Genomic DNA, 14,368 nt, shown 5'->3' with positions numbered 1-14,368 from the left:
TGTCTGGTAATTTATAAAATATATCGTTGTAAATAACTTTAATGAAAAATTATCTGCATTCAGCTCCAGCGCCTAGCTCCCGGGTCATAAGCCAAATCACTCCAGAAATGAGGACAAGGAACCGCTTCGTCAGCGATACATCGCCCGGCCAAAGCGAGCTTTAGGAGGTTTCCTGTGTGATTCGGTCTTATGCCTGCGGGACTTGCACAGGATAAGCCGGCTTTAACGTTCGCCACCGGACGTGGCGGTTTTTAGTTGAAGTTCATCTGATCAAGGCGCTTCCGCCTTTGGTCTTTAGTCATTTACTGCAATTGGCTTTTTAGCTTCTCCGAAAGCCATTGCCAGGAAGTAACCTATAACAGCTCCTGCAATGGCAGGTACAATCCAGCCGATTCCCTCAGCAAAGAATGGCAGGAATTGCAATGAGTCTGTGATGACGGATACATCCATTCCAGCAGTTTTTAACCCATCCACAAAACTAATTAAGCCTGTGGGAATTAAAGCCCCTATATATACCGCCGAGTATCCATTAAACGCATTGTGCATAAAAGAAAGCAGAATCAGCACGATGGCCAGAGGATAAATTATGATTAAGATTGGCAATGAAAGTTGAATCAGCTGAGTTAAACCAATGTTTGCAACCACCATGCTGAACAGCGAAAGAATGATGACAATGGTTTTATAAGGTACTTTTGGGAGCAGTTTATGAAAGTACTGCGCACAAGCGGAAACGAGTCCGACAGACGTTGTAAGGCATGCTACCGTAATGGCCAGCCCAAGGATCAATGCTCCAGCAGGTCCAAATAGGTACTGAGAAGCAGAGGATAGGATAGCGCCGCCATTATCAAGTTGACCTATAGCTTCCATACTTGATGCCCCAATATACGCAAGGGACAAGTATACTGCCTCAAGACCAGCAGCTGCTATAAGTCCGGCTGTAATGCATATTTTCATAAGTGAATGTTTATTTGTCACACCCATGCCCTGTATTGAACCAATAACAATAATACCGAATACCAAAGCTGCAATTGTATCCATAGTCAGGTAGCCTTCAATGAAGCCTTTAAAGAACGGCCCCTCTGCATATGCTCCCATTGGCGCTTTTAATTCGCCCATTGGAGTAATGATGCTTTTAATAACCAGAACAGCAAGGATTATGAGGAGTGCAGGCGTGAAAATATTCCCGATTCTATCCACTAACTTCGATGGATTCAAAGAAAGCCATGCTGTTATGCAAAAGAAGACAATGGTATAAGCCAATAAAGAGTAAGTGCTATTGGAAGCGGTTTCAGACAAGAACGGAGTAATCCCTATTTCATAAGCAACGGTTCCGGTACGCGGAATTCCGAAAAATGGTCCTATGGCTAAGTACATAATAATCGTGAAAATAATTCCATATAAAGGGTGTACCCGGCTCGCAATTGTTTGTAAATCTCCATTTTTGGCAATGGCAATAATGCCTAATAGCGGCAATCCGACCCCTGTTATTAAAAAACCGATAATAGCAGTCCATACATTCGTGCCGGCAGATTGTCCCAGGAATGGAGGGAAAATCATATTCCCTGCTCCAAAGAATAGAGCAAATAACATGAGTCCGACGGCGAGAATTTGTTTTGGTGCCAATGTTTTATTCTCCATATATATCCTCCTGAAAATGGTTCCATATCTTAATGTTTAGAACATTTTCATATTAGCACAGGTGCTAAAAAAAATGTCGAAAAAATACGAAGTCTTAATATTAAGTATTTTATGATAATAAACTGGAGCTGTCCTTTACCCACAGTGCAATATTATCAGCTTTCCACGGGGGCAGCAATTCATTCATTTGGTTAAACTGCACAAACTTGAATAACTTAATAGTAAAGAAATGAATATTTAAAAACAAAAGCTTTAATTACATTTCCAATCTTACGTGGTTATGATATGATTTACAGTTGGCTAAAGGGTTTTCGGAACGGAAAGGAGAAGTCCGTGATTTATTTTGATAACAGTGCAACGACAAAACCATATAAAGAAGTGCTTGAATCTTTTATAAAGGTTTCTTCAGAATACTTTGGGAATCCCTCTTCCCTGCATGAATTCGGCGGAAAAGCAGAGAGACTGCTGATGCAGGCACGTGAGCAAATTGCTCATCTGCTGAATGTTAAGCATAATGAGGTGTATTTTACATCCGGAGGGACAGAGAGCAATAATCTTGCAATAAAAGGAACGGCTCTAATGCATAGGAAAAGAGGCCGCCATATTATCACAACTGGATTGGAACATGCTTCAGTGAAGGAAGCGATGGATCAGCTGAAGGAATTGGGCTTCAGCATCTCCATCATTGCACCGGATAAAAACGGTATTGTCCATGCTGAAGACATTGAAAAGGAAATTACACCGGAAACTATTTTAGTCTCTGTCATGCATGTAAACAATGAAATTGGTTCCATTCAGCCAATAAAGAAAATTGGAGAGATGCTGAAGAAGCATTCGCGAGTGTTATTTCATGTAGATAATGTCCAGGGAATCGGCAAGGTTCCTCTTGATCTTTATCAAGCAAGTGTGGATCTGTGTACGATTTCGGCTCATAAATTCCATGGTTTGAAAGGGAATGGGGTTTTGTTCATTCGTGATGGTCTTCGTCTTTCACCGTTATTATCCGGGGGCAATCAGGAATGGAAAATGAGAAGCGGCACAGAAAATGTAGCTGGCATTGTAGCAATGGCAAAGGCACTAAGGCTGACAATAAATAATATGGAAAGGCGTTTAAGCCAGATTATATCTATTAAAAGGTATATTTTTGAAGAAATGAATAAAATCGAGGGTATTACTGTCCATACCCCCGAAAAAAACTCTGCTCCTCATATTGTGAATTTTTCCATAGAAGGATTCAAAGCAGAGGTGTTTGTCCATGCTTTAGGAGAGCGCGGGATATATATATCAACTACAAGTGCCTGCTCTTCAAAGAAAGCTGCTGCCAGCAGCACCTTGATGGCTATGGGAATTCCTGGAAAAAATGCGAAAAGTGCAGTCAGGATCAGCTTATCTTATGATAGTACAATGGAAGAGGCAGAGGTTTTTGTTGAGACAGTAAAAGAGACCGTTATAAGGCTAAGAGAGGTTATGAAATCATGATAAATTATGATCGTATACTTATACGATATGGAGAAATCTCCACAAAAGGCAGAAACCGGAATAAGTTCGTGGATAAATTAAGAAAAAGCATATTCGATGTGCTCAATGAATTTCCCGGGATCAAGATAGAATCTACAAGAGACCGAATGTACGTTGTTTTGAATGGGGCAGATGGCAGAGAGGTTTCTGATCGACTTAGGGGCATCTTTGGCATTCAGTCTTTCAGTCCTGCTGTTAAAACCTCTAAAGATATCGAAGAAATGAAGGCAGCAGCATTGGCGTTATTTTTAAAACATTTTGAAGAAGGAAAGACTTTCAAAATTACGGCTAAGAGAGCGGATAAAAGCTTCCCTTTAAATACGGATGAACTGAATCATGAATTTGGCGGACACCTCCTGCAGAATGTGGCGGGTCTAAAAGTGAACGTAAAAAAACCGGATATAAATCTGCAAATTGAGGTTCGCGAAGAAGCGGCTTATTTATCATGCGAAACCATTCAGGGGGCTGGCGGACTTCCTGCAGGTTCCAGCGGAAAGGCCATGCTTATGCTCTCTGGAGGAATTGACAGTCCGGTAGCAGGTTATTTGTCCATGAAGAGAGGATTGGAAATTGAAGCTGTCCATTTTCACAGCCCGCCTTTCACGAGTGAGCGTGCAAAGCAAAAAGTAATTGATTTAACTGAAAAACTTGCTAATATTGCTGGAACCGTTGTACTCCATATAATCCCATTTACAGAGATTCAGCAGCTGATCCATCAGCAGGTTCCATCGAATTATACGATGACAGCTACAAGGCGATTGATGCTCCGGATCACTGATGAAATCCGCAATAAAAATGATGGTCTAGCCATCATCACTGGGGAAAGCCTTGGACAGGTAGCCAGCCAGACTCTCGAGAGCATGTTTGCCATTAATGATGTGACAACAACACCTATCCTTCGGCCTCTTATCACAATGGATAAATCAGAAATCATCGAGATTGCCCAAAGCATTGATACCCACGATATATCCATCAGGCCATTTGAAGATTGCTGTACCGTTTTTGTCCCATCATCACCAAAAACAAAACCAAAACGCGACAAAGTCCGCCGCTTCGAAAGCTTTGTTGACTTCGAACCGCTCATCGCAAAAGCAGTTGAGGATACCGAAAAGATGGTTATTAAGCCTCAATCGCGTAATGCAGAGTCTTTTGGGGAGTTATTTTAATCTAAATTCAGGTTAATTGTTAAATACAAGTTTTATTTCGCTGAGTTGATTGTAGCGGAGGGGGCTTGCTCCTCGAAAAATGCTGACGCATTTTCTTCGTACGGTGTTCATTCGGGTAAGTGTATTCAATGTCCTGCGGTAGGCTCCCGTACCTCCCCGCTGAAAGCAAGTGACCCGTGCTGAAATCAACGCAATTCATCTATATGCCAAAACAGTAAATGTTAAATTTAACTTCGAAAAATAATACAACAATTACCAATTAATTAGTGTATATGGCCATGTGATTCTACACATTCTATACTCACAAGGAGGTGAAAATCACATGGCAAACAACAACAACTCAAACCAACTTCTAGTTCCTGGAGTACAACAAGCTCTTGACCAAATGAAGTACGAAATCGCTACTGAATTCGGTGTAAACCTTGGTGCTGAAACTACTTCTCGCGCTAACGGTTCTGTAGGTGGAGAAATCACTAAGCGTTTAGTTCAAATGGCTGAACAGCAATTAGGCGGTTTCCAAAGATAATTAAATAATATGGCTACAAGGAGCAGGAATTATTCCTGCTCCTTATTTTTGCGCAAAAATTATTTTTCAAAAAATAAATAATTTAAAATTTTATAATAATTTAGTATAATAATTTCTATAGACTACGCATCCGGTTAAGACACCAGTATTTGAAATTGTCAGGGGGAGATTTAATGAAACGGGAAGACTTAATTGCACCGGAGAAATACAATCTCGTATCAGAAATGGAGCGGTTTGCCGGAGATAAGGACAAACTTGCAATAAAGTGGGAAAATGAGCTGGGAGAAAAGAAAGAGATTACATACAGTGAACTGATCCTTAATGCAAATAGAATTGGAAACGTTTTCTTGGAAAATGGTCTGAATAAAGGGGATGTTATTCTGATCATTGTTCCAAGACTGATTGAAGCGTATCAGGTTTACGTTGCATCACTAAAAGCCGGAATTGTCGTCATACCAAGTTCAGAAATGCTTCGCTCGAAAGATCTGCAATACCGGATTAATCATGGGGATGTAAAAGGTATTGTAAGTTATTATCCATATGTTGACCAATTTGAAGATATTAAGGAAGCTGCAGACCTGCCGAAGTTTGTGATAGGCGGAAACGCAGATGGCTGGACCCAGCTGGATGAGGAAATGAAAAAGGCATCCGATGAACTTTCTTTGGCTGACACCTCCCGGGATGACATGGCGTTCCTTTCATATACATCAGGAACAACAGGAAATCCTAAAGGTGTAGTACATACACATGGCTGGGCATTTGCTCACCTTAAAACAGCAGCACCGAACTGGCTATGCATTAATGAAGGCGATACAGTATGGGCAACGGCAGGCCCTGGCTGGCAAAAGTGGATCTGGAGCCCTTTCCTTTCTGTTCTGGGTTCTGGTGCTACCGGAATTGTCTACAATGGAAAGTTCGAGCCGAAGAAATATTTGCAGCTGTTAGAGGATTACCAGGTAAACGTACTTTGCTGTACGCCTACTGAATACAGGCTGATGGCAAAGGCAGAAAATATTCATGAATACAAGCTGCCGGCGCTTCATAGTGCTGTTTCAGCAGGAGAACCGCTAAACCGCGAAGTGATTGATACATTCAAAAAGCATTTTAACGTAAATGTCCGTGATGGGTATGGCCAAACAGAAAATACCCTGCTGGTCGGCATTACGAAGGATATGGAGTTAAAAGCAGGTTCAATGGGCAAACCGACCCCAGGCAACAGAGTTGACATTATCAATGAAGAAGGTGATGTATGTGCTGTTGGTGAGGTAGGAGATATCGCTGTCCATGTCGAAACTCCTGCGCTCTTCAAAAATTATTATAAAGATCCGGAAAGAACAGCTATGCAATTCCGCGGTGATTACTATATTACCGGAGATAAAGCAAAGAAAGATGAAGATGGCTATTTCTGGTTTGAAGGACGCGGTGATGATATTATTATCAGTTCAGGCTATACGATTGGACCTTTCGAGGTGGAAGATGCGCTTGTAAAGCACCCGTATGTATCTGAATGTGCAGTTGTGGGGAGTCCGGATGAAGTGCGCGGATTAATCGTTAAAGCATTCGTTGTATTAAGAGAAGGTGTGGACCAAAGCGATCCTAATCTTGTTTCCCAGCTGCAGGAACATGTAAAAGAACTGACAGCTCCTTATAAATACCCTCGGAAAATTGAATTTCTGTCAGAGCTTCCTAAGACCACTTCAGGAAAAATCATGCGTGTGGAATTACGGAAAAAAGAAGCGGAAACTGCTTCCGCACAAAACTGAATGTGTAAAAAATGCAGGCGGGAATTCCGCCTGTATTTTTGTTATACTATGGTAAATGTGAACTTTTAGTTTATCGCAGGCTTAAGGGCAGTAAGACCCCTACTTTAACACTCAGAGTGATCAATGGAGGATTGGTTGGGGGCAGACTGCCCGTAAAGGCCCGATAGAAGAACAAAGACTAAGAATGCCACGTCCTCCCAAAAGCTACCGCTTTCGGTTGTGCGATGTATCGCTGCAGCAGCTTTCCTTGTCCTGTGGCAACGTCTTTGTGACCCGCTTCCTGTGGGCCTCAACTAACAATCAGTGGAAAAAAGATCCCCGCTGATTGAAGTTTCACTCTATTAAAGGAGAAAAGATTTATGGGAACGCTTTGGCATGGGGGCTCGATTTATACCCTTCAGCAGGAAGGTCATCAGATAGAGGCCGTTTTTACAGAAGGAAGCCAAATTATTGAAATTGGCGCGTTGAGAGATTTAAAAAGCAAATATAAAGAAGAGATTCAAAATGAGATAGATCTGCAGGGAAGCACTATGCTGCCGGGATTTGTGGATAGCCATATGCATCTAATCGGGCATGGTGAAAGGTTAATAAGGCTCGACTTATCTAAGCACACATCAAAGCATGAAGTTCTTATGGCTGTAAAGGAATTTTCAGAGACCATAGAAGAGGGAGAGTGGGTCATTGGGGAAGGCTGGAATGAAAATTTATGGGATCAGCCGGAACCTATTTATGCCTCAGAACTTGATCAATTTGTTCCAAAGCATCCTGTCATGCTGAAACGTGTGTGCAGACATGCCCTTGCAGTGAACTCCCTTGGATTAGAAAAAGCAAACATTACTGCAGATACAGAATGTCCTCCAGGAGGAGTAATCGATAAAGATGAATCTGGGAAACTAAATGGACTTTTGAAAGACCAGGCCCAGGAGCTTTTATTTAATGTGATGCCGGCTGTATCAGAAAGCTATTTAAAGAAGGCGCTTCATGCTGCCATTAAAGATGCCTATAGGCTTGGGCTGACAGGAGGACATACTGAGGATCTCAATTATTACGGAGGATTCAGCCAAACTTATCAGGCTTTCAAGCAGGTAATAGAGGCGGATGGTCTATCTTTCCGTGCACATCTGCTTGTTCATCATGGAGTTGCGGATGAAATGAAGGAATCCGGCGGAGGCTATTTAGAGGGAAGTAACCATATAGAGTTTGGAGCTATGAAGATATTCGCCGATGGAGCCCTGGGCGGAAGAACAGCTTTATTAAGTCATCCGTATGCAGATGACCCATCCACTTCGGGAGTTGCCATTTATTCACAGGAGCAGCTTGATGAATTAGTGGAGAAAGCCCGCAAGAATGAATTGCCGGTTGCCGTCCATACGATTGGGGATTTGGCATTTGAAATGGCATTAAATGCGATAGAAAAGCATCCACTGGAAGGTTTGGGGCGAGACAGGCTGATTCATGCACAAATTTTGCGCAAAGAACTTATAGACAGGGCTAAAAAACTGCCTTTAATTATTGATATCCAGCCAAGATTTACAGCTTCTGATTTTCCATGGGTGATTGACCGGATTGGTGAAGAACATATGGAGTACTGTTATGCATGGAAGACACTTCTGAAAGAAGGGATACATTGTGCAGGAGGTTCTGATGCACCGATTGAACCGGCCAATCCGTTCCTTGGAATTCATGCGGCTGTTACAAGAACAAATATAGATGATCCGCATAATACAGTCTATTATCCAAGTGAAGCGTTAACTGTTTATGAAGCAGTAAGCTTATTCACAAAAGGCAGTGCATATGCTGCATCCCATGAAAATGATAGAGGTATTATAAAAGAAGGATATCTGGCAGATTTCACAATATTAAATGAAGATATCTTTAAAATGCCAATAGGGCAAATTGCTGCCATTTCAGTTAACAAAACCGTTATTGACGGAATAATAGTATACGAAGCATAAGTGAAAGTGCCAGGCACCTATTCAGCAGGTGCCTGGCACTCGTTTTAGCAGAAAAAATGATTGCAAACATTTTTATCGCAGATTTATAATATAAATATTTCGATACTAGAAAGAATTGAGGAAATGGCAATGAAAAATAATGAAGTGCAAACGGGAGCTCTATACGCAGGGTTTGCTTACTTTTTATGGGGCATTCTCCCGGTTTATTGGAAGTTTTTAGATCACGTCCAAGCAGATGAGATTTTGGCAAACAGGATTTTTTGGTCATTTTTCTTTATGCTGATGATTTTGCTGGCATCAAAGAAATGGAATGATTTTGCTGCAACAATGAAAGGATTTAAAACAAATAGAAAGCAGCTCTACGCCCTTATAATTGCCTCCATTCTGATCAGCACCAACTGGTTTTTATATATTTGGGCGGTCAATAACGATCAGATGATTGAGGCTAGTCTTGGCTATTATATTAACCCGCTCGTAAGTGTGATTCTGGGAATGGTGGTTTTTAAAGAGAAATTATCAACTGCGCAATATTTATCTTTTGGATTTGCGTTTGCAGGGGTTTTGATTTTGACTGTCAGCTATGGGCGGTTTCCCTGGATAGCCATTGTCCTTGCTTTATCCTTTGGTCTTTATGGGCTTGCCAAAAAGCTTATAAAGGTGGATTCAGCAGTTGGGTTAACGCTTGAAACACTTGTAGTGACCCCGATAGCATTTATTTATATGATTATTCTTTTCATGGATGGCAAACAGGCATTCCTGCATGTTTCGCTAAGCTCCGACTTGCTCCTTATAGGAGCAGGCGCAGCCACAGCAGTACCGCTATTGTACTTTGCCAAAGGGGCACAAAAGATACCGATGTCCATGCTTGGGTTTCTGCAGTATATTGCGCCGACAATTACATTGATTCTGGGGATCTTCGTTTATCATGAACACTTTACAAAGCTTCACTTGCTTTCCTTTATGTTTATTTGGCTGGCCTTAACGATTTACTCTGTTTCAAGAACAAAACTCTTTGCCCATTGGGAAACAAAACTAAAACGCGGAAAAGGTATTGGCATATAGAAAAAGAGTTTCGCACCATCTTGCGAAACTCTTTTTTTATAAAAATTAGAAAGTATAAAGTTTTGAACGCCAGGCTGTCTAGCGCAAGCAGCCTACCCCCCCTCGAGGTGCCTGGGGTGGGAAAGGCCCTTCCGCTTTTCTTATAAAAATGTCCTCTTAACCTTTTCCCAAAAGGAATTGTCTTTCAGTTTTACGGTTTTAATGATTTTGTCGCTAAGTTTAATATCAATCTTTTCTACATGCTGAATGCTGAGGGCTTCGTTGTCCATTCCCATTGTAGGGTGGTCGTTGCCATCTTGAACCACCTTTAGGGTCAGCTTTCTGTTTCCGCTCAGGATAAAGGAAGATCCGAGCGTGCGATAGCGATTATTATTCAGTGAAGCGAGTTCGCTCACCTGCATGCAGGGAAGCAGCGGGTCAACAACAGCTCCATTTACAGATTTATTATAAGCCGTGCTTCCAGTTGGGGTGGCAACAATCATTCCGTCCCCGCGGAACGTTTCAAAATGAAAATCATCGATAAAGACATCGATTACAAAAGTTTTAATGATGGCAGAACGGATGCTGAATTCATTTAAGCACTGAAACGATGTCTGGTCATCAACCGTAACATCTATAGTGGGATAGCGTCTTACTTCTACTTGTTCATTTGTCATTGCCTCTACCATTTTCGCGGTATCATCGAGATGGAAATCACAGTACAGGCTCAGGCTGCCAGTCGTTGAAATCCCGGCATACAAACAATCATCCCTATAGCCAGTTTTACGAACTGCCTGCAAAAACGTTCCGTCTCCCCCGATGCTTACAATGATATTGGCTTGTTTGAAGTCATTAACGATGGTAAAGGCATGCTCTTCAGCCAGGCTATAAAGCGGTGCTACTTTCTCCATCGTTGCTTCATCTTTTTTGTGATAAAAGTATATATTGCGTCTTTCAGGCATATTCATTCCTCCAAACAGTAATAAAGGTTGTGGAATTCCAGGGGGAAATGTCCTTGGGGATTTTCTTTCCCAAATAATTCATATTTTGCTATGATTATGGTTGCCTGAGTTCAGTTTACCTTTTTTTGAAACATTTTAAAAGTTTATACGTATGAAGAATATGTGACGAATAGGTTTTCTGGGAATCATAATCGGTCAAACAAGGCACAAGGCGGCTGGTTATGTAAGGAGAAAGCATATTAAAAGGAGGATTTCACAATGAATGGAAAACGTTGGGCTGCACTGGGAATAGCAGCAGGTCTGTTTGTTTTTTCTGTTGTGCTGAACTTTGTAACTGCATTTGCATTTACAGATTTTGAAAGCTCGGTAAATGAACTGTTTGCAGGAAGCAATGAAGCATTTTTGGAAGAAGTCATTGAAGAGGGAAATGCACAGAAAAAGATAGCCGTGCTTGATGTAAATGGAGTGATTCAGGATACTGGAGATGCAGCTTCTTTATTTGCAAGCCCGGGATATAATCACAAAGGATTCATGGATAATCTTGAATATGTGAAAGAAGACGGCACAGTAAAGGCGATTGTCATTAAGGTTAATTCTCCAGGCGGAGGAGTAGTGGAAAGCGCCGAAATACATGATAAGATTATTGAAATTCAAAAAGAAACAAAGAAGCCGGTATACATATCAATGGGGTCCATGGCTGCATCCGGAGGCTATTATATATCCGCTCCGGCTGACAAGATATTTGCGAGCCCTGAGACAATGACCGGTTCGCTGGGTGTTATCATGCAGGGCTATAATTATGCAGGGCTTGCTGAAAAATATGGTGTCGAGTTTGTAACGATTAAGAGCGGGCCGTATAAAGATATTATGAGCCCTACCAGAGATATGACAGATGAGGAAAGAAAAATCCTTCAATCCATGATTGATAATTCATATGCAGGGTTTGTTAAAGTCATCTCGGAAGGACGCGGACTAACTGAGGCACAGGTGAAGGAAATTGCTGATGGCCGTATTTATGACGGACGGCAGGCGAAAGAACTAAATCTAATCGACGGTTTTGGCTATGCCGATGATGTAATTGAACAATTAAAGAAAGACCATAAATTAGATGGTGCCCAGGTTGTTGAGTACACTGAGAATTTTGGGTTCGGCTCCATGTTCAGCATGGGAGCGCGAAAAATCATGGGGGATGACCTGGAAATGGCAGGGATGATGAAATTGTTATCTCAGCCAAACTCACCGCGTTTAATGTATCTTTATGCTGAATAGGGAGGGGGAGAGAAAATGACTTCAAATGAACAGAATGAAAGAGAGCTTGCCCGTCCTGTATCATTGCAGGGTGAAGGCAGGAATGAGTCATCCCCTGATGAAGCAGCTCCTGCTGTTAACGAAACGATTACACAAGCAGAAACCCTCCCCATTCAGAAAACTGGGGAACCAATCAGGTTTGCCGGGTTTTGGATGAGATTTTGGGCTTATCTTTTAGATTTAATTGTGGTTGGCAGTGTTGACCGGATATTGATTAATCCAATTTTTAGGGCGCTGGATATTCCTCTGCATGAAAGCAATTTGTTTGCTCCGATTTCGATAGCTACTGCCATTACGTTTTATGCCTATTTTGTGCTGATGACAAAGTTTTTTGGCCAGACACTCGGTAAAATGGTATTTGGTTTAAAGGTAGTAAATCTTAAAGGAGAGAAACTGACATGGAGCACAATTTTGTTCCGTGAATGGATCGGCCGCTTTATATCAGCGACCATTTTTGTCGGGTATGTGATTGTAGCATTCCTGCCGAAGAAGCAGGGGCTGCATGACCTTTTTGCAGAAACCTCTGTAGTTCATGAAAGGCAAAAAGAACAAGTCTATAATTGAAAAAAAGGAAGCCTGTCACCGCTTGGTGGCAGGTTTATTTTTTTTCAGTTGGGCATAATACAATGCTGAAAGGGTGTGAAAAAAGTGAAGTGGCTTCTGATTGCCGTAATTGCCCTCATACTTCTTTTAATTCTAATCATGGCAACAAAACTAAAGATATATATTCATTTTTACCATGGTAATGATAATGACCATTTAAAAATCCAATTTAAAGCCTGGTTCGGCCTAATCAGATACAAAATAGAAGTCCCTCTAATAAAACTTGATGATAACTCGCCAACTCTTGTTGTTAATGAAAAGACAGCTGCTGGACCACAGGAGGATGCTCCTAAACAGGATACAAAGCAATTCTCCGCAAAAGATCTTATTAATAGTTTGCATGATACGAAATCAATAATAAATCATATCGTGTCTATTCACAAAATAATACGGAAATTTCTAAAGCGTGTGACTATCCGGAATCTTGAATGGCATACATTTGCTGGCCTTGGGGATGCAGCCCATACGGGAATGCTAACTGGAGCTCTCTGGGCGATAAAAGGGAGCATTCTTGGATTAATAAGTCATTATATGAAGCTGAAAACGCCTCCCAGCATCACTGTAACTCCCCATTTCCAATTTTCCGTTTCACAAACAGCCATTTCATGTATGATTCATTTTCGTGTCGGGCATGCTATGTTAGCAGGAATTAAACTGATCAAATATTGGAAAGGCGGACGGCCCGACTTCAGGACAAAGCCGCTTTCTGCCTTATCTGATGATGGTACTAAAACTGTCTAAAAAAGGAGGAGCAATGAATGTCTGACCATCCTATTCAAGGTCTTATGACTACTGCCATGGAAAACCTGAAAGAGATGATTGATGTTAACACCATAATTGGGGATCCAGTAGAAACCCCTGATGGAAGTGTAATTTTAACCGTTTCAAAGGTCGGCTTTGGTTTTGCCGCAGGAGGAAGCGAATTCATGCTTGATGGACAATCAGGCGAGGAAAAGGGCCACCCGTTTGGCGGCGGAAGCGGCGGCGGTGTCTCCATCACTCCAATCGCCTTTTTGATTGTCAATTCTCAAGGGGTGAAAATGGTTCATCTGGATGAAAGCACTCATTTATATGAGAAAATTCTTGACCTTGCTCCACAGGCCGTCGATAAAATTCAGCAAATGTTCAACAAGAAAGACGGAGGAACCGGCAATCAGCAAAGCCAGCCTCAGAGTCAAAACAATGATGAGTACAGCGGCAAGAAACAAGACCTTGATATTTAAGAGAAGGAAGTTAACTTTCCCAGGGAGAGTTAACTTTTTTCTTGGAATGTATCCTTAATAATTGCAAAAAAGATTCTGAAAAGATATGATTTACACTGTACATAAGTGATTAAGGAGGACGATTTAAATGGCATCTATTACGTTCAAAGGAAATCCTGTAACATTGCTGGGCAATGAAGTAAAAGTTGGAGATAAAGCTCCTGAATTCAAGGTGCTGGCAAATGATCTTTCTGAAGTAACACTTGCTGATTCAAAAGGGCAGGTGCGTCTAATCAGCGTAGTTCCTTCTATTGACACGGGAGTTTGTGATGCACAGACACGCCGTTTTAACGAAGAAGCTTCCAAGCTTGACAATGTTAAGATTCTTACTGTAAGTGTGGATCTTCCATTTGCTCAAAAACGCTGGTGTGCAGCAGCAGGCATTGAAAATGTTCAAACCGTTTCTGATCACCGTGACCTTTCTTTCGGAGAAGCTTATGGGGTTGCCATCCAGGAACTTCGCCTATTGGCTCGTGCCGTTTTTGTTGTCGATTCAAATGACACAGTTACATATGCGGAATATGTAAGTGAAGCAACAGATCATCCAAACTATGAAGCGGCCGTGGAAGCTGCTAAGCAGGCGAAATAATCATAGAATATTGAAGGCTCCGGATTTGGTCCGGGGC

At 41.7% G+C, this 14,368-nt stretch carries 13 protein-coding genes; 11 read left to right on the top strand and 2 right to left on the bottom strand.

Features of this window, described 5'->3' with window-relative positions; genetic code table 11:
- Nucleotides 1–294: 294 nt before the first annotated feature.
- Complete coding sequence (brnQ, locus tag NR125_RS15475; RefSeq protein WP_256815634.1) at nucleotides 295–1,638, bottom strand: branched-chain amino acid transport system II carrier protein; 1,344 nt, start codon at nucleotides 1,636–1,638, stop codon at nucleotides 295–297.
- A gap of 333 nt (nucleotides 1,639–1,971) precedes the next feature.
- On the opposite strand from brnQ, the gene NR125_RS15470 reads away from it, so the two are divergent.
- From NR125_RS15470 to rarD, 6 genes are all read left to right on the top strand, one after another.
- Complete coding sequence (locus NR125_RS15470; RefSeq protein WP_009333303.1) at nucleotides 1,972–3,117, top strand: cysteine desulfurase family protein; 1,146 nt, start codon at nucleotides 1,972–1,974, stop codon at nucleotides 3,115–3,117.
- Nucleotides 3,114–4,322 (top strand): tRNA uracil 4-sulfurtransferase ThiI, encoded by a 1,209-nt coding sequence (gene thiI, locus NR125_RS15465; RefSeq protein ID WP_009333302.1) that lies wholly within the window; start codon nucleotides 3,114–3,116, stop codon nucleotides 4,320–4,322. Before NR125_RS15470 ends, thiI begins: the two co-directional genes overlap by 4 nt.
- 322 nt (nucleotides 4,323–4,644) lie before the next feature.
- On the top strand, nucleotides 4,645–4,848 hold the full coding sequence (locus NR125_RS15460; RefSeq protein ID WP_009333300.1) for an alpha/beta-type small acid-soluble spore protein: 204 nt from the start codon (nucleotides 4,645–4,647) through the stop codon (nucleotides 4,846–4,848).
- Between the two features lie 173 nt (nucleotides 4,849–5,021).
- The gene (gene mbcS / locus NR125_RS15455) at nucleotides 5,022–6,611 is read left to right on the top strand and encodes an acyl-CoA synthetase MbcS (protein WP_256815633.1); all 1,590 of its coding nucleotides are present in this window, start codon (nucleotides 5,022–5,024) and stop codon (nucleotides 6,609–6,611) included.
- A gap of 359 nt (nucleotides 6,612–6,970) precedes the next feature.
- Nucleotides 6,971–8,566, top strand: a complete 1,596-nt coding sequence (locus NR125_RS15450; protein WP_256815632.1) for an amidohydrolase — start codon at nucleotides 6,971–6,973, stop codon at nucleotides 8,564–8,566.
- 129 nt (nucleotides 8,567–8,695) lie between these two features.
- Nucleotides 8,696–9,628: an EamA family transporter RarD gene (gene rarD, locus NR125_RS15445; RefSeq protein ID WP_026041818.1), complete on the top strand. Its 933-nt coding sequence runs from the start codon at nucleotides 8,696–8,698 to the stop codon at nucleotides 9,626–9,628.
- A gap of 140 nt (nucleotides 9,629–9,768) precedes the next feature.
- Here rarD and NR125_RS15440 read toward each other — a convergent pair whose 3' ends face one another.
- Nucleotides 9,769–10,569, bottom strand: a complete 801-nt coding sequence (locus tag NR125_RS15440; RefSeq protein ID WP_009333292.1) for an NAD kinase — start codon at nucleotides 10,567–10,569, stop codon at nucleotides 9,769–9,771.
- A gap of 258 nt (nucleotides 10,570–10,827) precedes the next feature.
- Here NR125_RS15440 and sppA point away from each other — a divergent pair, with 258 nt between their 5' ends.
- From sppA to tpx, 5 genes are all read left to right on the top strand, one after another.
- On the top strand, nucleotides 10,828–11,838 hold the full coding sequence (sppA, locus tag NR125_RS15435; RefSeq protein ID WP_009333290.1) for a signal peptide peptidase SppA: 1,011 nt from the start codon (nucleotides 10,828–10,830) through the stop codon (nucleotides 11,836–11,838).
- Nucleotides 11,839–11,853: 15 nt separating this feature from the next.
- Nucleotides 11,854–12,441: an RDD family protein gene (locus tag NR125_RS15430; protein WP_009333288.1), complete on the top strand. Its 588-nt coding sequence runs from the start codon at nucleotides 11,854–11,856 to the stop codon at nucleotides 12,439–12,441.
- A gap of 84 nt (nucleotides 12,442–12,525) precedes the next feature.
- Nucleotides 12,526–13,221, top strand: coding sequence for a DUF2953 domain-containing protein (locus tag NR125_RS15425; protein ID WP_009333286.1), 696 nt, complete (start codon nucleotides 12,526–12,528; stop codon nucleotides 13,219–13,221).
- 17 nt (nucleotides 13,222–13,238) lie between these two features.
- Nucleotides 13,239–13,703: a GerW family sporulation protein gene (gene ytfJ / locus NR125_RS15420; RefSeq protein ID WP_009333284.1), complete on the top strand. Its 465-nt coding sequence runs from the start codon at nucleotides 13,239–13,241 to the stop codon at nucleotides 13,701–13,703.
- A 127-nt stretch (nucleotides 13,704–13,830) separates the two neighbouring features.
- Entirely contained in the window at nucleotides 13,831–14,331 is a 501-nt protein-coding gene (tpx, locus tag NR125_RS15415; RefSeq protein WP_009333282.1) for a thiol peroxidase, read from the top strand.
- Nucleotides 14,332–14,368: the final 37 nt, after the last annotated feature.

Origin of the sequence: Cytobacillus sp. Bac17 (genome assembly GCF_024519925.1) — a bacterium.
Classification (GTDB): Bacteria; Bacillota; Bacilli; order Bacillales; family Cytobacillaceae; genus Cytobacillus; species Cytobacillus pseudoceanisediminis.
Note: the sequence above shows the minus strand (reverse complement) of the source record. Positions and strands in the feature narration are given on the sequence as shown.

Coding starts and splice junctions, on each gene's coding strand:
- brnQ (WP_256815634.1), bottom strand. CDS start 1,638: ATGGAGAATAAAACATTGGCACCAAAACAAATTCTCGCCGTCGGACTC.
- thiI (WP_009333302.1), top strand. CDS start 3,114: ATGATAAATTATGATCGTATACTTATACGATATGGAGAAATCTCCACA.
- NR125_RS15460 (WP_009333300.1), top strand. CDS start 4,645: ATGGCAAACAACAACAACTCAAACCAACTTCTAGTTCCTGGAGTACAA.
- mbcS (WP_256815633.1), top strand. CDS start 5,022: ATGAAACGGGAAGACTTAATTGCACCGGAGAAATACAATCTCGTATCA.
- NR125_RS15450 (WP_256815632.1), top strand. CDS start 6,971: ATGGGAACGCTTTGGCATGGGGGCTCGATTTATACCCTTCAGCAGGAA.
- rarD (WP_026041818.1), top strand. CDS start 8,696: ATGAAAAATAATGAAGTGCAAACGGGAGCTCTATACGCAGGGTTTGCT.
- NR125_RS15440 (WP_009333292.1), bottom strand. CDS start 10,569: ATGCCTGAAAGACGCAATATATACTTTTATCACAAAAAAGATGAAGCA.
- sppA (WP_009333290.1), top strand. CDS start 10,828: ATGAATGGAAAACGTTGGGCTGCACTGGGAATAGCAGCAGGTCTGTTT.
- NR125_RS15430 (WP_009333288.1), top strand. CDS start 11,854: ATGACTTCAAATGAACAGAATGAAAGAGAGCTTGCCCGTCCTGTATCA.
- ytfJ (WP_009333284.1), top strand. CDS start 13,239: ATGTCTGACCATCCTATTCAAGGTCTTATGACTACTGCCATGGAAAAC.
- tpx (WP_009333282.1), top strand. CDS start 13,831: ATGGCATCTATTACGTTCAAAGGAAATCCTGTAACATTGCTGGGCAAT.